The 23,802-nt window shown below is 73.1% G+C and carries 16 protein-coding genes; 9 read left to right on the top strand and 7 right to left on the bottom strand.

All coding sequences use genetic code 11. The features are described 5' to 3' along the window. Positions 1 to 18 precede the first annotated feature (18 nt). Positions 19 to 1,227, top strand: a complete 1,209-nt coding sequence (locus AB0J64_RS00080; RefSeq protein WP_364018320.1) for a citrate synthase — start codon at positions 19 to 21, stop codon at positions 1,225 to 1,227. A gap of 93 nt (positions 1,228 to 1,320) precedes the next feature. Here the strand turns inward: AB0J64_RS00080 and AB0J64_RS00075 are convergent, their stop codons facing one another. From AB0J64_RS00075 to AB0J64_RS00045, 7 genes are all read right to left on the bottom strand, one after another. Next, a complete protein-coding gene (locus tag AB0J64_RS00075) occupies positions 1,321 to 1,785 on the bottom strand; it encodes a hypothetical protein (protein ID WP_364018318.1) in 465 nt (154 codons plus the stop codon). Between the two features lie 95 nt (positions 1,786 to 1,880). After that, the gene (locus AB0J64_RS00070; protein ID WP_364018316.1) at positions 1,881 to 3,470 is read right to left on the bottom strand and encodes a polyketide antibiotic transporter; all 1,590 of its coding nucleotides are present in this window, start codon (positions 3,468 to 3,470) and stop codon (positions 1,881 to 1,883) included. Then, positions 3,467 to 4,366 (bottom strand): ABC transporter ATP-binding protein, encoded by a 900-nt coding sequence (locus tag AB0J64_RS00065; protein ID WP_364018314.1) that lies wholly within the window; start codon positions 4,364 to 4,366, stop codon positions 3,467 to 3,469. Before AB0J64_RS00065 ends, AB0J64_RS00070 begins: the two co-directional genes overlap by 4 nt. Then, complete coding sequence (locus AB0J64_RS00060) at positions 4,359 to 5,036, bottom strand: TetR/AcrR family transcriptional regulator (RefSeq protein ID WP_364018312.1); 678 nt, start codon at positions 5,034 to 5,036, stop codon at positions 4,359 to 4,361. The genes AB0J64_RS00065 and AB0J64_RS00060 overlap by 8 nt, the downstream gene beginning before the upstream one ends. Positions 5,037 to 5,431: 395 nt before the next feature. Next, complete coding sequence (locus tag AB0J64_RS00055; RefSeq protein WP_364018310.1) at positions 5,432 to 8,860, bottom strand: chromosome partitioning protein ParA; 3,429 nt, start codon at positions 8,858 to 8,860, stop codon at positions 5,432 to 5,434. Between the two features lie 69 nt (positions 8,861 to 8,929). After that, positions 8,930 to 11,080 carry a hypothetical protein gene (locus tag AB0J64_RS00050; protein WP_364018308.1) on the bottom strand — a complete coding sequence of 717 codons (2,151 nt, stop codon included), beginning with the start codon at positions 11,078 to 11,080 and terminating at the stop codon, positions 8,930 to 8,932. Continuing rightward, complete coding sequence (locus tag AB0J64_RS00045; protein WP_364018306.1) at positions 11,080 to 12,276, bottom strand: hypothetical protein; 1,197 nt, start codon at positions 12,274 to 12,276, stop codon at positions 11,080 to 11,082. Before AB0J64_RS00045 ends, AB0J64_RS00050 begins: the two co-directional genes overlap by 1 nt. A gap of 164 nt (positions 12,277 to 12,440) precedes the next feature. Here AB0J64_RS00045 and AB0J64_RS00040 point away from each other — a divergent pair, with 164 nt between their 5' ends. The 8 genes from AB0J64_RS00040 (at position 12,441) to AB0J64_RS00005 (ending at position 23,131) form a co-directional block, all read left to right on the top strand. Then, positions 12,441 to 14,570, top strand: coding sequence for a hypothetical protein (locus AB0J64_RS00040; protein WP_364018304.1), 2,130 nt, complete (start codon positions 12,441 to 12,443; stop codon positions 14,568 to 14,570). 13 nt (positions 14,571 to 14,583) lie between these two features. Beyond that, a complete protein-coding gene (locus AB0J64_RS00035; protein ID WP_364018302.1) occupies positions 14,584 to 15,663 on the top strand; it encodes a MoxR family ATPase in 1,080 nt (359 codons plus the stop codon). Next, positions 15,663 to 16,775: a DUF58 domain-containing protein gene (locus AB0J64_RS00030; RefSeq protein ID WP_364018300.1), complete on the top strand. Its 1,113-nt coding sequence runs from the start codon at positions 15,663 to 15,665 to the stop codon at positions 16,773 to 16,775. The genes AB0J64_RS00035 and AB0J64_RS00030 overlap by 1 nt, the downstream gene beginning before the upstream one ends. 239 nt (positions 16,776 to 17,014) lie before the next feature. Then, positions 17,015 to 19,153, top strand: coding sequence for a DUF3488 and transglutaminase-like domain-containing protein (locus tag AB0J64_RS00025; RefSeq protein ID WP_364018298.1), 2,139 nt, complete (start codon positions 17,015 to 17,017; stop codon positions 19,151 to 19,153). Between the two features lie 7 nt (positions 19,154 to 19,160). Then, complete coding sequence (locus AB0J64_RS00020) at positions 19,161 to 20,117, top strand: winged helix DNA-binding domain-containing protein (RefSeq protein ID WP_364018296.1); 957 nt, start codon at positions 19,161 to 19,163, stop codon at positions 20,115 to 20,117. A gap of 69 nt (positions 20,118 to 20,186) precedes the next feature. Then, positions 20,187 to 20,759 carry an RNA polymerase sigma factor gene (locus tag AB0J64_RS00015; protein ID WP_364018294.1) on the top strand — a complete coding sequence of 191 codons (573 nt, stop codon included), beginning with the start codon at positions 20,187 to 20,189 and terminating at the stop codon, positions 20,757 to 20,759. Then, the gene (locus AB0J64_RS00010; protein WP_364018292.1) at positions 20,752 to 21,522 is read left to right on the top strand and encodes a hypothetical protein; all 771 of its coding nucleotides are present in this window, start codon (positions 20,752 to 20,754) and stop codon (positions 21,520 to 21,522) included. The genes AB0J64_RS00015 and AB0J64_RS00010 overlap by 8 nt, the downstream gene beginning before the upstream one ends. Positions 21,523 to 21,586: 64 nt before the next feature. Continuing rightward, positions 21,587 to 23,131 carry a heparinase II/III family protein gene (locus AB0J64_RS00005; protein ID WP_364018290.1) on the top strand — a complete coding sequence of 515 codons (1,545 nt, stop codon included), beginning with the start codon at positions 21,587 to 21,589 and terminating at the stop codon, positions 23,129 to 23,131. The last annotated feature ends 671 nt before the right edge of the window (positions 23,132 to 23,802 follow it).

The raw sequence follows: 23,802 nt of genomic DNA, 5'->3' as shown, positions 1-23,802 counted from the left end.
CGGAAGGGGCCTGTCCGGGTGGAGTGGATCGACGCGGCCACCGCCGCCGAGCGGCTCGGCGTCAAACCCGCCACGCTGTACGCGTACGTGAGCCGGGGCGTGCTGCAGCGGCGGCACAGCGACGACGGGCGGCGCAGCCTCTTCTCGGAGGAGGAGATCGAGCGCCTCGCCCGGCGGGGGCGGCCCCGCAGCCAGCCGCCCGAGTTGGTGATCGAGTCGGCCATCACGGCGCTCGGCGTTGACCGGCACTACTACCGGGGGCTCGACGCGCTGGAGCTGGCGCGGACCGGCGACTTCGAAACGGTCGCCGACTGGCTCTGGACCGCCGACCCGGAGAGCGGCAGTGGGGCGCGGACTTCGTGGCCGGTGCCGTGGCGGTGCGAGCCGGACGCGCTGGCCGCCGCCGTCGCCGCACAGCGCGGACTTCCGGAGGATCTCCTGCCCCTCGACCGCCTCCAGGTGATCACGACGGTCCTCGGCGCGTCCGACTCCCTCCGCCACCAGCTCGACCCCGCGTCCGTCGCCGCCACGGGCCGCCGCATGATCGCGGGCCTCGTCGACGCCCTGCCGCAGCTCAGCGAGCCCCAAGGCGAGTCGATCGCCGAGCGCCTCTGGTCCCGCCTGTGCCCGCATCCCGCAAGCCTCGCGCTCCTCGGCGTGCTCCAGGCCGCACTGGTGCTGCTCGCCGACCATGAGCTGGCCGCCTCCACCTTGGCCGCCCGGGTCGCCGCCTCCGCCAAGGCCGACCCGTACGCCGTCGTGCTGACCGGGCTCGGCGTGCTGGGCGGCCCGCTGCACGGCGGCGCGTCGTACGGCGCGGAACGCCTCCTCGCCGAGGTCGCCGAGCCGCACCAGGCCGCACGGGTGATCGCGGAGCGGGTACGCCGTGGCGAGCGCATCCCCGGCTTCGGCCACAGCATCTACAAGAACGGCGACGGACGCGGCGGCCTCCTGCTCGACCTCATCAAGGAGGCCGCGCCGGGACACGACGGGCTCGCCGCCGGAGCGGCCGTGCTGGAGGAAATGCGCCGGCGGCGCCTTCCGGAGCGGAACATGGATTTCGCCCTCGCCACCCTCACTGCCGTGAGCGGCATGGTGGCCGGCGCGGGCGAGGCCGTCTTCGCGGTGGCCAGGGTGGCGGGCTGGCTGGCGCACGCGATGGAGGAGTACAGCCGAGGCACCCTCCTCCGCCTCCGCGCCTCCTACACCGGCCCGCCGCCCAGGTGACCCACCCTGACCCGTCCACCACGGCCCGGCCCATGGTGCTGATCGGCCAGAACGACGACGGCCGCGGGCAGCCTGCCTTGCCCGGGCTCGCAGTCAGAAGGTCTCATCCAACTTTTCGGCCAGCTGCTCCAGCCCACCCTTGATGAGCTGCCCATACTCGTCGTCGCCAAGGGCGCCGATCCCCGCCCTTGCCTGCCGGAGGTGCTCACGGGCGCGATCCAGATCGCCCAGCTTGCGATAACACTCACTCAAGTTCAGATGCAACGACGGATACAGGCCGGCCACCGAAAGCGGCACCCCGGCTTGTGCCACCCGCTCATCAGTGATCAGGCCGGCTGCGGCAAGCGCTCGCAGATCCCACATCAGTTCCTGGTGCACGTCGTCCTGCACATCGGCCATCGAGTGGGCAAGGACGCAAACATGCAGCGGGTCGCCTTGCTCGCCGCCGATGTCGTCCCAGATCTGCGCGAACAACTCGCGGGCGGCTTCACGCTGACCTTGGTGGTGATGCAACTCCACCCCCTGGCCGATCCGGGTCATCGTCGGGTCGGCGGTCATGAGCGGCTCCTTCCTTGTGGTAGGCGGGCTGACCAGCAGGCTCGCCGGACAACCCCAGATCACCGCAGGGTCCTGCTCCCTAGGTTCCCGTGACGTTATCCGAAGTCGCGGCGGCGCAGGGCGAGCAGCCCGCCGCCGAGCAGGATCGCCGTGACGGCGAGCAGGGCCAGGAGCGGTCTGATGTCGAAAGATGCCGCGGTGAAGGGGTTGGGGAGGTGCGAGAACGGCTCCAGCGGGCTCCCGTCCCACGCTCCGTACAGGGGACCGGCGACCTTCCCGAGCCCGGCGGTCAGGATCCAGACGGCCCAGGAGATCGCCGCGCTCGCCCGCGGCAGCAGCGCGTACGCGAACACGGACACCGCCCCGACGCTCCACGCCGCGGGCACGGTGCTCAGCGCCCCGGCCAGGAAGCGTGGCAGGTCGGTGGTGAAATCGCCCACGAGCAGGGAGTACAGCGCCCCGTAGACGAGCCCGGCGACGGCCATCAGCAGCGTCGTGCCGAGCCCGGTCAGCAGCACGTGCGCGCCCGCCCACCGCAGCCGGCTCACCGGCGTGGCCTGCACGGCCTCCGCGCGGCCCGACGCCTCCTCCGCGCGCAGCCGCAGGGTCATGAGCACCGGATACAGCGCGACGGCGTACGCGAGGATCAGAATGAGGTACCACGAATAGGCGCCGAGCGCCTCGTCCCCGTGGACGCCGAGGAGCTTCACGATGTTGTTCACCACGATGCTCGGCCGCGAGAGCAGATCCTGCGCGAGCGGGCTCAGGCCGGCGGCCACAGCCGCGAAGAACGCGACCCCGGCCGTCCACTTCACCAGCAGCCCGCGGTGGAGCCGCCAGGCCAGACTGATCGGACCGCGCAGCTCCGGAGCCCTCTCACGCCCGAGGCGTTCCGGCAGCATCCCGGCACCCAGGTCGCGGCGGCCGGACAAGTGGTAGCCCACGGCGAACAGGAGTGCGGCGACGAGCGTCGAAAACATGAGCATCCACCAGCGTTCGTCCTGGTACGGCTTCACCAGATGGCTCCAGCCGATCGGGGACAGGTACTTCAGCCAGGCTTGTCCCGTCGCGTCACCGGCGTAACGCATCACGTACGAGATCCCGAGCACGGACAGGCCGATCACGGTGGCCGTGTGGGCTTCGCGGGCCAGCTGGGCGGCGACCGCGGCGACGCCGGCGAACACCCAGCCCGCCGTCATGATGGCGGCCCCGTAGACGAGCGAACCGATCGGTTCGAGCCCGGCCCCGATCAGCGCGACGGCGGTCACCAGGCCGCCGATCAGGTTGATCCCCGCCGCCACCAGCAGGGCGGCGGTCAACTGGGCGTGCCGGCCGACCACGGCCGAGCGGACCAGCTCGCTGCGGCCGGACTCCTCCTCCCTGCGGGTGTGCCGGACGACGGACATGACGGCCGCGAACGCGCTCGCGACATAGAGGAACCCGCCGCTGCGCCACGTGGCGAACACCTCCAGCCGCGGTTCGGGAACTCCGCCGCCGAGCGCCTGGAAAAAGCCGCTGCCGCGGATGACGTCCAGGTAATTGAGCTTGAGCTCGTAGGTGGGCATGAACCTGTTGATGTAGGAGACCAGCGTCAGGGCCAAGGCCACGAGCAGCAGGATCCACCAGGGGGCGATGCTCCTCTCGCGGCGCAGCGCCAGGCGGACCAGGTGGCCGACGCCGTTCATCGTGCCGCCTCCGTGTGCTCGCCGGTGCGGTCGTAGTGCCGCAGGAACAGCTCCTCCAGCGTGGGCGGCCGGCTGACGAGAGCGCGTACGCCGATGTCGGTGAGGCGGCGCAGCACGGTGTCCAGGGCGGTGGTGTCGACGTCGAACCGCACCCGGCCGTTCTCGGCGCGCAGGTCGTGCACGCCGGGCAGGCCGGCCAGCCCGTCCGCCGGCGCCGCCAGGTCGGCCTGGATCGAGGTACGGGTCAGATGCCGAAGATCCGCCAGCGTTCCGCTCTCGATCGTGCGCCCGCCGCTGATGATGGTCACCTTGTCGCACAGGGCTTCGACCTCGGCCAGGATGTGGCTGGACAGCAGCACAGTGCGGTTGTCCTGCCGTATCACCTCCCGGAAGACCTCCTCCATCAGAGGGTCCAGGCCGGAGGTGGGCTCGTCGAGGATGAGCAGCTCCGCGCTGGAGGCGAGCGCGGCGATCAGGGCGACCTTCTGCCGGTTGCCCTTGGAGTAGGTGCGGCACTTCTTGCGCGGGTCCAGGTCGAAGCGCTCCAGGAGGTCGGCGCGGCGCCGCTCGTCGAGCCCGCCGCGGAGCCGGCCGAGCAGGTCGATCACCTCGCCGCCGGACAGATTCGGCCACAGGGTGACGTCCCCCGGCACGTAGGCCAGCCTGCGGTGCAGCTGGGTCGCGTCAGCCCAGGGGTCGCCCCCGAGCAGCCGCGCGGTGCCCGCGTCGGCGCGCACCATGCCCAGCAGGACGCGGATCGTGGTGCTCTTGCCCGCGCCGTTGGGCCCGAGGAAGCCGTGCACCTCTCCGGCGCGTACGGCGAGATCGAGCCCGTCCAGCGCGCGGGTGGCGCCGAACGTCTTGACTAAGCCGCTTACTGATATCGCCTCACTCATCGGTGTGCTCCTTTGATGGCGCCGTTTGCCTGGGCCGGCTCTTTTCCAGGGCGTCGCGGTACACCGCGGCCTCTTCCGGGCTGACCCAGGGGTGGGAGTAGATGTCGAGTACGGTCAGCGCGAGCCGGTGGGAGCCTTCGTCGCCGAGCACGTCGACGCCGAGCCCCCGGGACACGTGCTTGTGCAGGATCCCGATGGCGAGCGCCATGGCCGTGCCCACCGTCGCACGGGCCCGGCGATCGGCGAACGGGAGATCGGAGCGGCGCTCGTCGAGCTCCGCGAGCCACTGCTCGCTCATCTGGACCATCGCGTCGAACACCGGCTCGGCCCACCCCTCCGTCAGGGCGCGGGCCAGGTATCGCTGATAGGGCCCGAGCGCCGCCATCGCGGCCGCGACGTGGTTCATGCCGCTCGTGGCCGGGCTGTTCCTGGCCTGCTCGTTGATCCTGCCGATCAGCTTGACCAGATGGTCGTCGCATGCCTCGCGCAACGCCTGCTTGGACCCGAAGTGGTGACGGAGCAGCCCCCGGGACACTCCCGCGGTCTCGGCGATGCCACGGGTTGTCGCGCCCTGGAACCCGTACTCACCGAAATGCCGCAGGGCCGCGTCCCTGATCCGGGCACGAGCGGTCAGGTCCTCAGGGTCTGGCTTGAGATCTACGCTCTCCATGTCTCCTAATCCAGCCGCATAGGAACTTATCCGTGTGGACATACTACTATGCGCTTGCATAGTGGCGATGGCAGAGGCTATCCCGGCTGTGATCGTGCTGCTCAGCCAGCCATGGATCCCGTCGTGGTGGCCGGCGGGGCGGACCCGGAGGCCGGTGGCGAAGGTGGGCTCGATCGTGGCCTTTGGGGAGCTTCGCGCCGCGTGTGAGGACCATATGCGCGACCAGGAGATCCCCACGGGGTCGCCTGCCCTCGTTCGACGAGGACACCGTGCTCGTGATCGCCCGTTGGAGGCGCATCATGCGCCGTGATCAGCGGCCTACCGGCGCAAGGCGACCAAGCCGAACGAGATCGGGCAGGCCGGCCACACCCAGCTGGAAAGGGAAAGGGGGCGCGTCAACCGGCCGTCCTGTCGACGTACGCGGCCAGCGCCCGCACCCGTTCGGCGTGCTGGTCGTGCCCGACGATCACCGGCGGCTCGTTGTACGGCATCGCGTCCGACGAGCGCCGCAGCTTGACGTACTGGCCACAGGCGTCGATCGCGTACGGCTCCATGTCGTCCTGCAGCGCCCCGATCACGGTGATCCCGTACGTCTCCCCGATCCGCCTGAACAGCGCCACCGCCTCCCTGCGGTGCTCCTTGCCCAGGTTGCGGCCGAGCTCGTCGAGCACCAGGCACAGATGCCCGCCCCCGGACGAGGCGATGGCCGCCGCGCACACCAGCTTGACGGCCTTCTCGTCCATGAGCGCGGTGTTGGCCCGCCGGTTGTACGGCACGAACCCCTGCCCCTCGCCGCGCCGCCACTTCGGCGTCACCCGCCACTGCCAGCGCTGCTCGGGGTCGGCGGGCGCGGGCGGCACGGGGAACTCCAGCGTCGCCCCGTAACCCCCGTAAGACGTGTCCAGCTTCTCGAACTCCTCGGCCACCCGCGTGAGCCGCGCCTTGATCGCCGCGGTCAACGCCGCCCGGTGCACGGCCGTCGACTGCGCCGCCTCCTCGGCGCCGCGCGCCGCCGCCGCCAGGTCCCGCTGCCTGGTGACGACCTGGGCCTCGATCTGGCGCCGCTGGTGCCGTTCGTACTCCTCCTGGCCCCGCAGGTAGGAGGCCAGCGCCCCGCACACCGCCGCGAACGTCGCCTGTTCCCGCGCCGCGCTCCCGCCCCGCTCGCTCAGCAGGAACCGCAGCTCCTCCGGGATCTCCGCGTCCTCCTCCGGGAACGTGTCACGCAAGGCCTGGTCGAAGAGGCGCTCGGCGATCCGCCACCACTCCTCGGCCGCTCGCGGCCGCTCCTCCTCGGGCAGCGCGTTCAGCCATTCGCGTGCCGTCTCGACCGTGCCGCCCCAGTCGGCGGCCAGCGCGTCGAGCTTGAGCGACTCGCGTTCGGAGGTGACCTTGGTCTCCTGGTCGCGGGCCTGCGCGCGCTCGGCCTCGTGCCGGTGGCGCCGGCCCTCCAGGCGTTCGATCTCCATGTCCCTGGTCCTGGCCCGGAAGTCCAGTGCTCCGGCCTGCCGCTCGGCCTCGGCGACCTTCGGCGCGACCTCCTCGATCGCGGCGGTCAGCCCGGCCAGCCTGGCCCGCCGCTCGGCCAGCTTCTCCTCCAGCTCGGCCAGGCGCACCCCGGCCCTGGCCCCTTCCAGCCGCCGTTGCGCCTCGGCGACGGCTTCCTCCCCATCGCGTACGGCCTGCGCCGCCGTCTCCTGCACGTCCTTCGCCCGGTGGAGCCGCTGCTCGGCGGCCTTGATCCGGGCCTCGCGCCCGGTGGCCACGCCGTCGAACGCGCCCACGACGCTCACCCCGGCCGAGCTGACCAGCACGGAACCCGGCAACGCGGCCAGCGCGGCAGCGGCGGCATCGAGCTGCGCCGCATCCACGATCACCGCATGCTCGTTCGGCCATCCCCGCAACTCACCCAGCACCAGACCACCGACACCGACACCGGCACCGGCATCGGCACCGGCCCCGGCACTGGCCCCGGCACTGGCACCGCCGTCCGCCTTGTGCTCGGCGTCGTTCGTCTTCCCATAGCGGGCCTTGAGGGCGGCGCCCAACGCCTCGACGTCACGCGCCCCGCCGCCTCCGGCGCCACTCGCACCGGGCGTGACCTCCCCATCGGCGGCGACACCCACGCCGGCAGTGCTCCCGCGTAGTGCGCGGCCGGAGGGGGGTGTGTGGGCGGCGTCGCGGGCCTGCTCCGCCACGTCGAGGGCGTCGAGCAGGCCGGTCGCGCCGATGCCGGCCGCTGCCAGCGCGTTGAGCTGCGCCGCCGCAGGACCGCCCTCCGCGTCGTCCAGCGCCGCCTGAGCGGAGGCCACCTCCTGGTCCGCCACCCCGAGCGCCTTGAGCGCCTCGTTGAGGCGCAGCCGGACCTCCCCGAGCTCCCGCTCGGCCGTGGGCACGTCACGCCCGTCCGCGAACCTGCGCGTCTCCTCCAGCGCCGGGATCAGCCCGCGCAGCTCGTCGGCGGAGTTCTCGGCCACCGCGCGATCCGCGTCCAGCTTGGCCGCCCTCGCCTGGAGCGCCGCCAACTCCTTGCGGGCCTGCGAGACCTGCCGGTCGAGGGTGTCCTCCCGCAGCGTGGCGATCTCCGCCTTGACCATGGCGATCGCCTCGGCGGCCGCCTCACCGGCCACGTGGTGCCGTTCCAGGTCGGCGGCCAGCGACTCGTCCTTGGCCGCCGCGTCGGCCAGCTTGCGCGCCTGCCGGCCCCGCCAGCACCGCAACGCGTCCGCCAGCCGTACTCTCGCCTGATCACGCCGGTCGAACGTGGTCAGCAGCGCCTTCGACTCCGACTCGAACTCGGCCAGCCGCTCGCCCGCCTGCGCCGCGCGTACCCGCTTGGCGTGCTCGTCGCGGCGGGCCTCTCGTTCCTGCTCCAGCTCGGCGTCGAGGCCGGTGAGGGCGGCGATGGCCTCGAAGACGCGTTCGGGGGAGATCTCGTTGAGTGGCTGGGAGAGCAGGTTGGTGGCGACCTTGCTCCGTACGGACGTGGACAGGAACGACACACACCTGACGCGGTCGCCGTAGAGCACCTTGGTCAGGTCGCGCGCCACCACGTCACGCCGACCGGCCGACTTGGGCAGGGACGCCCAGATCTCGTCGGCCCGCGCCACCCGTTCGGCCTCGGACGGGGACGCCGCCAGGTGCACCCCTTCCCGCCAGCGGATCTCCAGGTGCGGCGCCTCCTGGTTGACCTTGAGCCACACGGTGAGCGCCCCGCCCGAGGTGTCGGGCACCTCGAACAGCTCCCCGCCCAGCTCATCTCCGGCCACGTGATCCTCGAGAATGAGCTCACCGTCCGCCGTGCCCGCCGCCCCGCCGTCCGGTGCGGCGCCGTTCGCCGAGGTGCCGGCCGCCGCCCCGCCGTTCGCTGACGTGCCGGTCGCCGTCCCGCCGTCTCGTTCCGCGAGGCCGCCCGGCGCGCCTCCGCCGTGGTGGTCGGGGCCGTCCAGCGCGGGTGGCGTCGGTGATCCGTCCGAGCCGGGCGGGGCGAAGCCGTCCATGCCCGGCGGGGCGAAGACGCCCACGATGTAGCCGTGGTCGGCGCTCGCCCACTGGCGGGCGCCGGCGCCGCTGGCCAGCTCGGCGTTGAAGAGCAGCTCGGACACCGCCTTGGCGCCTGAGGCGAAGCGCCACTGTTCGTCCCCGAGCAGCGCCGTGATCGAGGCGATGAACGACGACTTACCCGCGCCGTTGGAGTCCTTCGGCCCGGCGCCGGCCACGACGATGAGCGTGCCGGGGACGGTGGGCACCGGATGGGTCGAGAGCCGCGAAATGTTGACCGCCTGCACGGCGATCAGCACCCGGTCCCCGACGACGTTCTCCATCTGCGACACCTGAAACCCCCGTAGTCCTTCCATTCGTCCTGACGCTGAACCCGCCGCACTCGGCTGCGATCACTTCGCCGATCTTCGAGCTCGTACGGCCGCCGCCAGCGGCGTGTTCGGCCCGGCCGCCAGGATCAGCTCCTCCTGCAGGCGCCGCCGTGCGGCCGGCGTGAGCCGGTGGAACTGCGGCCCCGGCACGTAACCGCCCGCCTCCTCACCCGCCTTGACCTGGCCCAACAGCCCTGAGTGCCGCAATGTCCGCAGCGCCGCCTCCAGTTCGCCGATGGGCAGCTGGGTGTGGCGGCGCAGCTCGTCCACCGGTGTGGGGTGGGGCGACAGCCAGGAGTCCTCGGGCAGCAACCCTTCGGCCCTCGGGATCGCCACCGAATGCACCAGTACGAGCGTCAGCACCGCCCGCTCGCTCACCCCCAGCCGCACGGCCGCCGAGCCGCCGCCACCTGGACCCGACGACCGGACCGCCTGCGCGGAGACCGGGGCACGGTCCGATCCGGAGACACCGGCGACCGCACCCGCTCCACGACCACCCGCCGTGGCCGCTCCGGGCACATCGCCCGCCTTTGCGGCTCCGGGCACGTCGCCCGCCGTGGCCGTGCCGCGCGCGTCGGCTGCCGTGGCCGCGCCCGGCGCGTCGCTCGCCGTGGCCGTGCCCGTTCTGGCCGCCTCAGGCGCATCGCTCGCCCTTGCCGCATCGGCCACATCGCCCCCACCAGCGGCGTTGATCGCGCTCGCTCCATCGGCCGCCTCCGCTGCCTCGACGGCTGCGGGCGTCGCGTCTGCGGTGCCGCTCTCGTCCGTGCTCGATGGGGCTGGGCCGTGGCCCGGACGAGGCTCGTGCGTGGACTCGGTCTCGAGCGCCGCGAGCGCGGCGGCGTGGGCGTCGTCGTAGCCGGAGGTCCAGCGGTCGCGCTGCTGGATCAGCGTACGGCCGCGCCTGCCCAGCAGCTCGCCCAGCGTATGGCGGAGCGCCGGGTCACGCAGGGCGGCGAAGCGGGCCTCCTGCACCGGCTCGGCGGCGTACTCCACCGCCATGAACGCCGCCACCAGCTCCGCCCGCCGCCGCTCGTCGTAAGCCCCCAGCGCATCGTCGAACTCCGCCGAAGCGGCCTCCACCCGTCCGCCGCCGCCCTCGGGAGCCGTCTCGGCGGCGGCCACGATGTCGGCGTCGCCCACCACGGTGAGCTCGGGGCGTTCGGGGTCGGGCAGGCGGCGTACCAGCTCCTGCAGCTGCGCGTGCGACTCGACCGGCCACAGGGCGCAGCGCGGGCCGAGCGTGACCACGCCGTCGTCCATCACGATCCACGCCGAGTCGTGCAACCGCCGCAGCGCGCCGATCGCCCAGTTGCGCATGAGGTCGTCGGTGCGGCCGATCAGTGCGCGGTACGTGTCGAGCACCAGCTCCACGGGCGCGGGCTCACCGGGCCACGGGTCCACGGACAGGTCGGTCCAGCAGCACTTGAGCACGGCCGCCAGCACCCGCCGGGTCTCCCCGGACCGCTCCACGGCGACCGGCGCCACCTGGTACTCCTCCAGCAACGACGGCGTCACCCCATCGGGCCACACCGGCAGCGCCTGCCCCGTGGAGTCGGAACGCGTCAACCGCACCATCCCGGGCGGCGCGGGCACCCCGGCGTCCAGCCACAACGGCCCGCCCGATCGCGCCCGCACGTGAGCCAGGGCCGCGTCCATGCCCCTCGGCCGGCCCGGTGTGACGCCCTTGGAGCGGGTCCCCGCAGGTGCGTCGCCCGCCGCGCGCTTCCGCGCCCCACTGCCGCCCTGCTCACCGGGGCGGCGCACCGGCGCACCCGCGTGGCCGGGCTGCTCCTGAACTCGCGGAGGTGTGCCGCCCTGAACGGTCGCGTCCTGGACTGGCGGGGGTGTGCCTCCCCGAACGGTCGCGGCTGACGCGGCCGAGTCGTCGTCCATCGCCGCTGAGGCCGCGCCGCCTTCCGCCACGTGATGGGGTGCGGGCACGTCGCCCTCACCGCGGGCTCGCGGCGGGCCGGCCGCTCCGGCGCCTCCCACAGCCGCGTCCGACGCAGACGACGCCGCCGGAGCGGCCGGAGCCGCCGGACCCGCCGCAGCGGCCGTGGCCGGAGTGGCGGAGGCGGCTCGTGCGGCCGAGGTCGCCGGCGTGGCCGACGCAGCAGACGCCGACAGGTGGTCGCCGTTCGAGGGCTCGGGACGTTCCGCGATGGCCATCAGGTGCGCTCCAGGTAGCCGTGCGAGAGCCAGGCCGGCTCGCGGTCCGGGTCGATCGTGAGCCCGTCGGACCACGTCAGCCGGTAAGGCAGCTCGGGCCGCAGGTCCACGGTCGTCAGGTCGGCCAGCACGCGCCGGGCCGAGGGCCAGTCGGGGCCCAGGACGTCGGCCAGCGCCACCTGCGAGGCGTCGCCGAGCAGCGACTCCGCCACCTCGCGCAGCCGCTCCATGGCCGCGTTGGGCGAGGAGTCGAGCGAGGAGCCGGGCCCGTCGTCGGGGAGATGGGAGCGCGGGGGAGTGGGCTGGGCGGGCGCGGGGCGCGGGGCCTCGTCCACGGCGCGCGCGATGGCGGCCGGGTCGTGCCACGGCGCGGGCGCGTCGAACACGAACCCGTCGAGCACCGCCGCCAGCCGCTCGCGTGACGAGGTCTGCGCGAACGTGCGCCACGTCTCCGTGGGCAGCAAGGTCAGGTTGCGCGTGGTGCCCGCCGAGTCGGCCAGGCGGCCGGCGGCGCGGCGCGAGGCGTCGCTGTAGGAGTAGATGGCCGCACGCAGGTCGGTGCAGACGCGGTCGAGCTCCGGCCATCGGGTGAGGATGGTGCCGTGGAGGCCTTGGGCGCGCCGCGCGATCTCCTCGGTGCCCCACAGCTTGGGCGCCTGCTCGCGCAGCTCCTCGATCGTGCCCGTGGTGAGCGTGATCAGCTCCAGCGCCCAGAGCCGGAACGCCCGCGCCAGGTTGACCGCGCTCTGCCTGGCCTCCTCCATCGTCGTACGCGGATCGGCGACGTTGAGGTCTTCGAGCGCCAGCAGCCGGTGCATCTCCGACTGGCCGCCGTCGGCCATCATCCGCCTGATGAACATCAGCCCGACGACACTGGTGAACGAGGCCCGGTAACGCAACTGGTTGGGCTTGGGGAACACCTCGCGGATCGCCCCCAGCCCCTTGAGCACCCGCAGCCGGTTGTCGAACTGGTCGGTCGGATAGGCCCGGCACGCGAAACGCATCTGCTCGTGCGTCAGCCACTCCTCGCCCGCCTCCGCGAACGCCGAGAACAGCGTCTCGGCGATGTCGACCAGGGCCGGGTCGTCGACCACGGCGCCGCTGTCGCGCGCCAGCGCGGCGAACATGCGGCGATAGGTCGACAGGACCGCCTCGTCGGTGAGGACGGCGTCGAGGGTCAGGGGCTGTTCGGACACGGGCACTAAGGTACGGCTTCGCACCGACAGTCTCGGCACGCGACAGCAACCCCGGCCGTAACTACCAGTGAGTACGTACGCACAAGGTACCGCTGAACGCTAGTGTGATGCCCGGTAATACGGGGGCAAACGCTGTGTAATCGTACATACGGGGTGAGTTACGGGTGCGCATGCTCCGGGGTGACCGACCCACCGCGGTGATCGCCGGTGTGGTGGCCACGCTCCTGGTGGCCGCGGCGGTGTGGTTCGGCGTGGGCGTGTCCAGCGCCAACCCGAAGCTGGCCGACGTGGGCGCGTGGCTCTGGACCTCGGCCAAGGGCAAGGTCGTGCACGTCAACGGCCTGTCCGGCGAGGTCGACGGCTACCTCGACGACAAGGCGGGCAGGCGGTTGCGTGTCGTGCAGGACGGCGGGAACGTGCTGCTCGTCGACGACGGCACCGGCTACGTCAGCCGCATCGAGCCCAGCCAACTCACCGTCTCCCAGACCCGCGACTTCGGCGCGGCCGGGCTGCAGCTGGCGGTCTCGGGGACGGCCGGGTACGCGGTGGACCCGGCATCCGGCAAGATCCAGCAGATCGACCCGGTCACGCTCAACTCGGTCGGAGCCCCGATCACGCTGCCGGGCCCGCTCGGCGCGGCCCGCATCGACGGCGGCGGGCGGCTGTGGGTTCCGGTGACCGCGAAGGGCGAGGTCGTACCGGTGACCAAGGGGGTGGCGGCGAGCCCGCTCAAGGTCGGCGAGCCGGGCGAGGAGCTGGCGATCACGATCGCCGGCGGCCTGCCGGTCGTGGTCAACAGCCGCGCCGCCACCGCCACGATCATCGGCTCGGACGGCGGCGTCGGCGAGATCACGCTGCCCAAGGGCGTGGCCCAGGCCGCCAAGGGCGGCGTGCTCACCCCCGCCGCGACGGAGGGCTCCCTGGTCCCGATCCTGACGGCCGGCGACTCGGGCCTGCTCGTGGTGATCGACACCGCGTCGAACTCGGTGCTCAGCACCAAGTTCGAGTCGGACGATCCCACGAAGCTCGGCGTGCCGCAGGTGCTCGGCTCCAAGGTGTACGTGCCGGACCAAGGCCGCGGCTCGGTGATCATCTGGGACAGCGCGGCCGGCGGCCGGCCGAGCACCCTCCAGGTGGCCCAGGAGCCGGGGCCGGTGGACGTGTTCGTCAAGGACGGCCTGCTCTGGGCCAACGACGAGAACGGCGACAAGGCCGTCGTCATCGACCCGGAGGGCCGCAAGCACGACGTCGACAAGGACGACTCCGACGTACCGGGGCCGACCAGCACGCCCAAGCCCAAGCAGACGCCGCGCCCGGACCCCTCGAAGACCGACACCCGGCCCGATCCCGTTCCGACGCACACGGAGCCGCGCCCCACGCGGACGCGCGAGAGCGAGCCGGCCCGCGAGGAGACGCCCACCCCCACCCCGACCCGTGAACCCACCAGGACGCCGACCTCGACGCCGTCGGCCAGTGCGCCGTCCGCGCCCGGCGCCGTGACCGCCAGGTCCGGGCCCGGCAAGGTGACGGTGAGCTTCAGCCCGTCCGCCGGCGGGAAGGTCCAGCGCTACACGCTGAAGACCTCGTCGGGCGGCGGCAGGTCCGTGCCGCAGTCGGTGGACGCGAACGGGCCCTTCCAGTTCGAGTTCACGGGCGGGGACTGCGCGAACGAGTACACGTTCGTGGTGGTCGCGCACTGGTCGGGCGGCGAGGTCGAGTCGGAGGCGAGCGCCGGGGCCAAGCCCTGCGTGGCGCCCGGCTCGCCGTCCGGCTTCGCGGCCAAACCCAGGAACCGGGGCGCCGAGCTGAGCTGGAGCGCCCCCGCCAACGCCGACGACGGCGTCACCTACGAGCTGACCGGCGCCGCGACCAACAGCGGCATCAAGGGCACGTCGTTCACCGTGGAGGGGCTGAAGAACAACCAGAAGCACGCGTTCAAGCTCAAGGCCAAGAACGCGGCGGGGGAGAGCCCGGACGTCGCCACCGCCGAGGTGGATCTGGCGTATCCGCGGCAGCAGTACAAGAACGCCAGCAACGAGGACAACAACACGCTCATCCGTCCGGGTCCATCCGCAGCCGGAGAAGCCGGGAGAATCCCGCAGAAGGTGTACATCACCCTGACGGTGATCTGCCAGGTCAAGGGCGCGAGCTACACCGACACGTCCACCGGCAAGTCCAGCGACATCTGGAACCGGATCGAGAGCCAGTACGGCAACGGCTACCTGAACGACACTCTGGTGGCGACTCCGGACGGGGGATTCCCCGAGGCGCCGCTCTTCGAGTGCACCGACTGAGAAGGGGACTCAGTTGAGCCAGTACAACTACCAGGACCAGTTCGAGCAGACCGCACAGCCGTACCAGCAGCAGTTCGAGCAGCCGTATCAGCAGCAGCCGCAGCAGCTCGAGCAGCCCTACCAGCAGCAGCCGCAGCAGAGCGCGCAGCTGGCCGGGCAGTTCGCCCAGCGCTTCCAGTTGCTCGCCACCAACATCGAGCGCATCATCCGCGGCAAGCACGAGGCGATCGAGCTGGCCCTGATCTGCCTGTTCACCGAGGGCCACCTGCTCGTCGAGGACGTCCCCGGCACCGGCAAGACCACGCTCGCCCGCTCACTCGCGGCCAGCGTGGACGCCGAGTGGCGGCGCATCCAGTTCACCCCCGACCTGCTGCCCAGCGACATCACCGGCGTGTCGATCTTCAACCAGGCGCACCAGAAGTTCGAGTTCCACCACGGTCCCGTCTTCGCGAACATCGTCCTCGCCGACGAGATCAACCGCGCCTCCCCGAAGACCCAGGCGGCGCTGCTCGAGGTCATGGAGGAGCGCAGGGTCACGGTGGACGCGGAGCCGCACCCGGTGCCCAGGCCGTTCATGGTGGTGGCCACGCAGAACCCGGTCGACATGGACGGCACGTACCCGCTGCCCGAGGCCCAGCTCGACCGGTTCCTGATGAAGATCTCCGTCGGCTACCCGGACCACGTCTCCGAGGTGGAGGTGCTCAAGGGCATGCCGACGGGGCCCCAGGTGGAGCGGCTGCCGGTGGTGGCGCGGGCGTCGGACGTGTCCGGGATGATCGACTTCGCCTCGCGGATCCACGTGGCCGACCCGGTGTACGACTACATCGTCGCGCTGTGCGCGGCCACCCGTACGAGCCCGCACCTGCGGCTCGGCGCCAGCCCACGCGGGAGCCTGGCGCTGCTCCGCGCGGCCAGGGTCAAGGCGGCCGCCGCCGGGCGGCACTACGTGGTGCCGGAAGACGTGAAGGCGCTGGCCGAGCCCGTGCTCGCGCACCGCCTGATCCTCACCCCCGAGGCCGAGCTGCGCGAGGTCACCGCCGCGGCCGCGCTCGGCGAGATCCTCGCCGGGATGCCGGTGCCACAGGCGGCGTAGTGCGGCTCTCGCCATCGGCCCGGCTCACCGGGGTGCTGACCCCGCTGGGCTGGGGAACGCTCGCCGGCTCCGTCGCGCTGTACGCGGCCGGGTTCGCGCTCGGCTACCCCGAGCCCGTCGTGCTCGCCACCGGCGGCCTGCTCGCGCTGGCCGCCGCGCTCGCCTGGACCGCCCCCAGGCCCAGGCTGGAGGTGCGCCGAGAGGTCATGCCGCTGAAGGTGCCGCGCGGGGACGCCGCCGTGGCCGTACTGAACGTCGTCAACCTCGGCCGCCGGGGCCTGTCCGGCCTGCGGGCCCAGGACCGGATCGGCGCGTCGGAGCACACCGTGGACCTGCCCAGGCTGCCGAAGGGCGGGGCGCGCACGGTGTCGTACCCGCTGCCGACGGACGTCCGCGGCGAGATCCCGGTGGGGCCGCTGCTGCTGGTCCGGGCCGACCCGTTCGGGCTCACGCGCCGCGTCAGGTCGTACGGGTCGCCCGTCACCCTCCTGGTACGGCCCCGCACGGTCGCGCTCCCCGTCCCCCCGTCCGGCAAGGCCCACCACCTGGAGGGCCCCACCAGCGACAGCGCGCCGAGCGGCACGGTCACCTTCCACACCCTGCGCGAGTACGTCGTCGGCGACGACCTGCGCCACGTCCACTGGCGCTCCAGCGCCCGCACGGGAACGCTCATGGTCCGCCAGCTCATCGACGCCAGCCTGCCCACCACCACCGTGGTCCTGGACACCCGGGACCTCACCGAACTGGCCGTGGACGCCGCCGCCTCGGTCGCGCTGGCCGCCGCCAGGGCCGGTTTCCCGGTACGGCTCCTCACCGGCGACGGCCCCGTCCCGGACGCCAAGGACCCGGAGAGCGTGCTGGACCGCCTGGCCCTGGTACGGGCGGGCACGGAAGGCGTCACGGAGCCGTTGCGGCTGGCACGTGGGGGCGGCTCCCTGGTGCTGGTCACGGCGGACCCCGAGGAGGCCGGCCGCGCGGCCGGTGCGCGCCGGCGCTTCGACCGGGTGATCTGCGTGTACGTCGGTCCCGGCGGCCCGGTCGCGGTCCCGGGGGTCCGGGTTCTCCCGGTTGGCTCCCTGGACGCGCTCCCGCTCGCGTGGGGGTCCCGATGACCCACCACGCCCCGGACCCGCCGGGCACGCACGGCGGGCCGCCATCGCCCCCTTGGGCGGAGACTCCGGCGGCGCCGCCGAGAGGACGCCGCCGGCGCGCGACGGACACGGGAGCATCCGGCGGGACGGCGTCGGGAGGTGCTTCGACCCCGCGCCATGGCGGCGAACCGTCACGCGAGCGAGTGCATGAGGGCCCGCATGGCGGCACCGGTAAGGGCGCGCATGCGGCAGGGAGTGCTGTGCCGGGTGCTCATGCGGCGGGCGGTGCCGTGCAGGGCGCGCACGCGGCAGTGGGCGCTGTGCAGGGGATCCTCGGCCAAGAGGGCCGGGACGAGACGGCGTTGTGGCGGCGACCGGCCGGGTTGGCGTTGGTGGCGGCCATCGCGGGCACGGCAGGTTGGGGGTTCCATCGCGTCTTCCCCGGCACCGAGCTCCTGGTCGCCGTGGTCCCGGCGGCCACCGCCCCCGCCGTGGTGGCCGCGCTCGTCCGCAGGCGCCCCCTGTGGCTGGCCCTGACCCTCGACCTGGTCCTCTGGCTCGCCGGCACCGTCCCCCTTTACAAGGGCCTCCAGCCGACCGTCTTCGCCGACGCGGCGAACTCGTGGCCCGCCCTGCTCACCACCCTCCTCCCCGCCCAGCCCGAGCCGCACCTCCTCGTCCTCGTCCACACCCTGGTCTGGGCGGCCGCCACCATCGGCGCCGAGACCATGGCGAGGACCCGCACCAGGATCGCGGCCGCCGTCCCCGCCCTCCTCGTCTTCGGCGCGGCGCTGCTCCTGGGCGTGGACGGCGAGGGGTCGAACCTGCCGGTGGCAGGCGCGCTGTTCGTGCTCATCGCCGCCCTGGCGATCCTGCGCGAGGACCGCCCCCCGGTCTGGCTGCTCGCCGGGATGCCGGCCGCCGCCGCGCTGGCCGCGCTGGCGCTGGTCGTGGGCCCGCTGCTGCCGATCGCCGCCCGCCCGTACAACCCCCGCGACGACGCCGACCTCCCCCCGCCCGTACGCGTCGACAGCGTCAGCCCGCTGGACCGGGTCTCGGCGTGGCTGCAGATCCCCGACAGGGAGCTGTTCACCGTCAAGGCCGACAAGCCGCTCAACTGGCGGCTGGCCGTGCTCGACCGGTACGACGGCGTCCGGTGGACCACCGGCGCCCGCTTCCAGCCCACCGGCGGCCGGGTGCCCGAAGGCGACTGGACGGGCAAGGTGGACGTCGTACGCCAGAAGGTGACGTTCGTCGGCCTCCCGGGCACCTGGCTGCCGGCGGCCGAGCGGCCCGAGCAGGTCAGCGGCGTACGCGGACTGGTGGTTGACCCCGAGAGCGGGGCGCTGCTGGCGGCCGAGAGACCCGCCAAGGGGACGGGCTACGAGGTGACCTCGCGTGTCCCCAAGCCGACCAAGGACGAGCTGCTCGCGGCCGCCCCTGTGCATGACCCGGGCCTGACCGCGTTCCCCGCAGGACCGCAGCAGCGGCTGTTCCGCAAGCTCGCCCAGGAGGCCACCAAGGGCGCGACCACGCCGATCACGCAGGCGTACCGGCTGCAGAAGTACCTGCGCACCAACGCCAGTTACGACGTCACCGCGCCCCCCGGGCACTCGCTGAAGGGGCTGGAGTTCTTCCTGCAGACGACGCATCGGGGCACGTCGGAGCAGTTCGCGACCGCGTTCGCGCTCATGGCCAGGACACTCGGGCTGCCCTCGCGGGTGGTGGTGGGGTTCCGGCCGGGGGAGGCGTCCGGCGGGATGTACCACGTCAAGTCGGGCCATGTGCTGGCGTGGGCGGAGATCAAGTTCGACAAGCTGGGCTGGCGGCCGTTCTACCCCACGCCGGGCCGGAGCGGCGCCAAGGACGACCACGACGTCGTGTCGTCGGCCATCGAGGAGAGCGAGGAGCTGGAAGGCGAGTTCACGCGGGGCGGGAGCGACCGGCCCAAGACGTCGCAGCCGCAGGCCACGGGCAACGGTGAGGAGCCCGGGAGCGGCCCGGCGATGTGGGTGGTCGCGTCGGTGGCGGGCGGGGCGCTGCTGGCGGCGTACGCGTGCGTGGTGGTGGCCCTGCCGTGGTGGCGCAGGCGCAGGCGCCGCCGGGCCCAGGGGCCCGAGCAGCGGGTGCTCGGCGCGTGGCGGCAGACGTGCGACGACCTGGGCCTGAAGGGCGAGGACGCCCTGACCGCCGCAGAGGTCGTCGCCCGGCAATCAGCCGAAATATCGCCACACATCCTGGCGTTGGCGGAAATTTCCAACTTCGTCAGGTACGCTCCCGACGCCGTCACCGAGGACGCCGCCACCGAGGCCTGGCAGCGCAGCGACGCCATCCGCGGGGCCGTGCGCGCCAGGACGCCCCTCACCACCCGCCTGCTCAACCGCCTCCTCCTGCGATGATGCGCGCATGAGAAGCGTCGAGGCCCAGCTCCTGCACCGCCCGCCGGGCCTGGCCGCGGGCGAGGTCGTCAGGCGGCTGGGGGCGATACAGGCCCAGGACGTCCCCGCCGCGCTGCTCGCCTTCCGCGCCCGCTCCGCCGTCCTCACCAGGCAGGACGTCGAGGCCGCCTGGCACGGACGCGAGATCGTCAGGACCTGGGGCCCGCGCGGCACGCTCCACTTCGTGCACGCCGACGACCTCCCCTGGCTGCACGCCCTCACCCGGCGCGCCACGAACACCCTGCGCCGTCTCCGCGAGGAGGGCGTCACCGGCGACGACCTGCCCGCGCTCATCGGCCGCGCCCTCGAGGGTCAGGGCCCGCTCACCAAGGCCGAGCTGGAGGAGCGCCTGGCAGGCCGGGCCCGCGGCCAGGGCGTCGTGCACCTGGTGGCGCTGGCCGCGTACCACGGCCTGGCCGTCCTGGGCCCGCTGCGCCGGGGCAAGCCCACGTACGTGCACGCCGCCGACTGGCTGGGCGCCCCGATCGCCCCCGAGCCCGACCGCGACCGGGCGCTCAAGGAGCTGGCCACCCGCTACCGCCGCGCCCACCAGCCCGCGCAGCCCGAGGACCTGGCCGCCTGGTCGGGCCTGCCGCTGGGCGAGGCCCGCGCCGCCTGGAGCCTGAGCGCCGCCGGCCCGCCGCCCGCCGAGGAGGAGCCGGTGGTACGCCTGGCGCCCGCCTTCGACGAGTACCTGATGGGCTGGCGCAGCCGCGACCCGATCCTGGCGGCCGAGCACGCGCGGAAGGTGTTCCCCGGCGGGGGCGTACTGCGGCCCGTCTTGCTGGTGGGCGGCGTGATCAGGGGCGTGTGGGGGCGGAAGGGCGCGCAGGTGAGCGTGGAGCCGTTCGACGAGCTTCCCGGCGGTCTTCTCGACGCCGAGCTCGCCGACGAGATCGCCGACGTGCGCCGCTTCCTGCAATGACCGCGGCGTGAAAGTGATCCGGCGTATCGGGTGATAACACATGACCACTGATATGTCGGAAGGTTGCACATGACGGGGGAGACGATCGCGACCCAGGTGCCCTGGGCGGCCCGCGCGCCCGGCGCCCTGGACGGGGAGGGGTTCGCCGAGGCGTTCGACGCCCACTTCGGCGAGATCCACGCCTACGTCGCCCAGCGGCTCGGCCCGGACAACGCCGAGGACGTCGTCGCCGAGACGTTCCTGACGGCGTTCCGCAAACGCGCGCACTACGACCCCTCCCGCGCCGGCGTGCGGGCCTGGCTGTACGGGATCGCCACGAACCTCATCGGCAAGCACCGCCGCCTGGAGGCCCGCACCCTGCGCGCGCTCGGACGCTGCGGCCCCGAGCCCGAGTCCCCCGGGCACGAGGACTCGGTCGCGGTCCGCGTCAGTGCCCAGAGCCTGCGCCCGGAGCTGGCCGCCGCCCTGGCCGAGCTGGACCGCCGCGACCGCGACGTCCTGCTGCTCGTCGCCCTCGCCGGGCTGAGCCACGACGAGATCGCCACCGCGCTCGGCATCCCGTACGGCACCGTCGGGTCCCGCCTGAGCCGGGCGAGGAAGAAGCTGCGCGCCCAGCTCGGGGAGGTGCTGGTCCGTGGATGACCTGGAGCGCATCAGGGAGCTGTACGGCACGCCGCAGGCGGACCCGCACGCCCAGGCCAGAGTGTGGGGGCGCGTGACGGCCAGGCGCCGGCGCAGGCGGCTGTCGTGGCTGATGGTCCCGGTCGTCGCGGCGGCCGTCGCGCTGGCGTTCGTGCTGCTCAAGCCCCCCATCCACGAACCGCACGTCTCCGGGCGTTCCGTGCTGCTGGCGGCGGCCACCAGCGCGGCCTCAGGTCCCGCCGCCCGGGGGACGTACTGGCACATCAAGAAGGTGCGGGACGGCTCCGAGGTGTCCGAGCTCTGGGCGGCCAGGGACGGCCGGGCGTGGACGTCGGACGGGGGCCGTGTCTCGCCGGTCACCAGCGGGTCGCCGTTCAGCATGGCGGGGCGCGACCTGACGTTCGAGCAGATCCAGAGCCTTCCCGCGGACCCGGCGGCGCTCAAGGAGCGGGTGGCCGCGATGCTGCCGCCGGACGCCCAGGGCCTGCTCGCCGACGCGCTCAGCGGCCTGCTGTGGACCAAGCCGTCCCCGCCCGCGGTCCGCGCCGCCGCCTACCGCGCCCTGGCCGACCTGCCCGAGGTGCGCTACCTGGGGGCGAGCGGTCGCGGCGAGGCGTTCTCGTACGAGCTGCCCAGCGGCGTCCGGCGCACGCTCGTCATCGACCCGGAGACCTCGCAGGTGCTCTCCTGCACCGACAGCAGGCCGTCCCCGCGCACCGAGCGTGTGATCGAGGCGGGCTGGACCGACCGAGGCCCCCGCTAGAACCTTCCGACGACGACGGTGGCGGCGCGTGGGTTTCGCGCTGCCAGAAAACAGGAGCCACGACGTGTTCTGGCGTGCCCGCACGACCTCAGGCAGGGCCATCTGCCTGAGCGACCAGTTTCCCGCGATCAAGGTGGAGGAGGTGATGCGAGGGCAGGTCACGTTCGCCGGCCGGCCGCCGGTCGAGCTCGGCACGGACGTCGACTGGACCGCGAACCCGCACGGCAACCGCTCCTGGGCGCTGAACCTGCACGCGCTGCGCTGGATGGGCCGCCTGGTCGCCGAGTACGAGCGCTCGGGCGGCCGCGCGTACCTCGACCGCGCCTCCGACCTGGCCGAGCAGTGGATCCGCGGGAACCCGCGCGGCCGCCCCCACGTCAGCCCGTGGGCGTGGGCCGAGCACGCGGTCGCGTTACGCGCCCCTGCGCTCGTGTGCCTGAGCGAGCACGTGCGGACCCCGCTGCTGTGGGAGAGCCTGGCCGAGCACGGCGAGATCCTGGCCGACCCCGCCCTCTACCGCGCGGGCCACAACCACGGCCTGGACCAGGACATCGCGCTGCTGGTGGTCGGCTGCCGGCTCGGCCGGGCGCGCTGGCGCGACCTCGCCGTCCGCAGGATGACCGCCTCGGCCGAGCTGGCCATCGACGAACAGGGCGTGCTCCAGGAGCAGGCCCCCCGCTACGGCCTGTACGTGCACCGCCGGCTCGGTGTGGCGCTGCGGGCGATCGGCGAGAGCGGCGCGGAGCCGCCTCAGGCCTTGATCGCCCGGCGGAAGGCGCTGGAGGCGTACGTGGCGCACGCCACTCAGCCCGACGGCTGCCTCGCCCCCATCGGCGACAGCCCCGCCGACGCCCGCGCGGACGGTTTCCCGCACGAGGGGCCGGTGGTGCGGGTGTTCGACGGCGGGTACGTCTTCGGCAGGACCGCCTGGGACGACCCGGGCTCGGCCTTCTACTCGATCAGGTTCGGCCCCGGCCGGCGGCTGCACGGGCACGAGGACCACCTGGGCGTCACCTACAGCGCCCAGGGCCGGCGGATCCTGGTCGAGGCCGGGTTCCACTCCTACGAGCGGACCGGGTACACGGAGTGGACCCGCTCGCCCGAGGCGCACAACGTGCCGATCCCGGAGGGCACCTTCCGCCCCGGCACCCCCACGCGGCTCGTCGGCTCGTCCGTCGGGCCGTCGCGCCAGAGCTTCGAGCTGGCCGACGACGCCTACGGGCCGGAAAGGACCCGGCACGTCCGCGTCGACCACGGGCCCGACCTGATGGCCGTGCACGACTCCGTCGCCCGCGGGACCCTGCGCAGCCTCTGGCACTTCGACCCCTCGCTCGAGGTGGTCGCGCGCCGCGACGGCGCGGTGGTGCTGGGAGCGGGGGACTGGCGGGTGACACTCCTGCAGTTCCCCGGGCGGGGGATGGCGGTGCGCCCGGGGCTGATCTCGACGGGCTACCTGCGTACCGCCGAGGTGGTGACCGTGCTGTCGCCTCCCGCGGCAGGCGTGCTCACCGTGATCGTGCCCGGCGCCGCCGACCCCCGCGTGTCGGTCTCGGACGACACCCTGACCGTCCACACCCCGGGCGGCCCCGTCACGCTGCACCCGCTGTAGACGCGGACCTCGCTAGGTCGACCCCTGGCACGCGAGCAACTTCGGGCTGCGTCAGTTGCGCCGCAACGGCACCCCGGTCAGCGAATACGCCGACGACGTCCACGCCCTTGCCGCCGCCCTGGTCACCTAGACCGAGGCGAACGTTGACAGCTACTGCGACGACGCCACCGCTGTCGTCATCCAGCCCGCGCCCTGACCGCCTACGGGTACGCGCTTCTTCGGAACCTGATCCCTGACTTCGCGCTGCAGGGTGTCCGTCCGATATTGCATGCTCGTCGTGCCGGCCTCCCTGCTCACCCGGACCTTCCCATGGACAATCTGAGACTGACGGAGCTTATCGACGCCGTGGACTGGGCGTTGCCCTTGTTCTCCTGGTAGTTCAGGGCGGTAGTTGATCTCTTCGTCGGCGGGCAGATCGGCGTCCGGCACACTCGAGGTCTGTACCTCACAGGAGGGTTTCCAGCGGTGATCCGGTTTCGCACCTGTTTCCAGCGTGATGCCGCGAACTGCAGCGAGTGGTGAATCAGCACGAGATCAAGTGGCCGATCGGTGCGATCGGCCGACCAGCGACCGGCGTTGCAGCAGTGGCACAAGTCAGTGGTGGTACGGCACCGCGGTGGCGGAACCCCACAGGGCCCACCGGGGAAGGGGGGGGTAGGCAGCGGGGGTGA

This window comes from Nonomuraea sp. NPDC049695, from assembly GCF_040674955.1.
Classification (GTDB): Bacteria; Actinomycetota; Actinomycetes; order Streptosporangiales; family Streptosporangiaceae; genus Nonomuraea; species Nonomuraea helvata.
The sequence above is the reverse complement of the archived record's forward strand: the minus strand, read 5'-3'. Positions and strand labels throughout refer to the sequence as shown.

Excerpts from the sequence above, each read along its gene's own strand:
- AB0J64_RS00065 (WP_364018314.1), bottom strand. The coding sequence starts at position 4,366 with ATGAGTGAGGCGATATCAGTAAGCGGCTTAGTCAAGACGTTCGGCGCC.
- AB0J64_RS00075 (WP_364018318.1), bottom strand. The coding sequence starts at position 1,785 with ATGACCGCCGACCCGACGATGACCCGGATCGGCCAGGGGGTGGAGTTG.
- AB0J64_RS00060 (WP_364018312.1), bottom strand. The coding sequence starts at position 5,036 with ATGGAGAGCGTAGATCTCAAGCCAGACCCTGAGGACCTGACCGCTCGT.
- AB0J64_RS00070 (WP_364018316.1), bottom strand. The coding sequence starts at position 3,470 with ATGAACGGCGTCGGCCACCTGGTCCGCCTGGCGCTGCGCCGCGAGAGG.
- AB0J64_RS00020 (WP_364018296.1), top strand. The coding sequence starts at position 19,161 with ATGAGAAGCGTCGAGGCCCAGCTCCTGCACCGCCCGCCGGGCCTGGCC.
- AB0J64_RS00015 (WP_364018294.1), top strand. The coding sequence starts at position 20,187 with ATGACGGGGGAGACGATCGCGACCCAGGTGCCCTGGGCGGCCCGCGCG.
- AB0J64_RS00050 (WP_364018308.1), bottom strand. The coding sequence starts at position 11,080 with ATGGCCATCGCGGAACGTCCCGAGCCCTCGAACGGCGACCACCTGTCG.
- AB0J64_RS00055 (WP_364018310.1), bottom strand. The coding sequence starts at position 8,860 with ATGGAGAACGTCGTCGGGGACCGGGTGCTGATCGCCGTGCAGGCGGTC.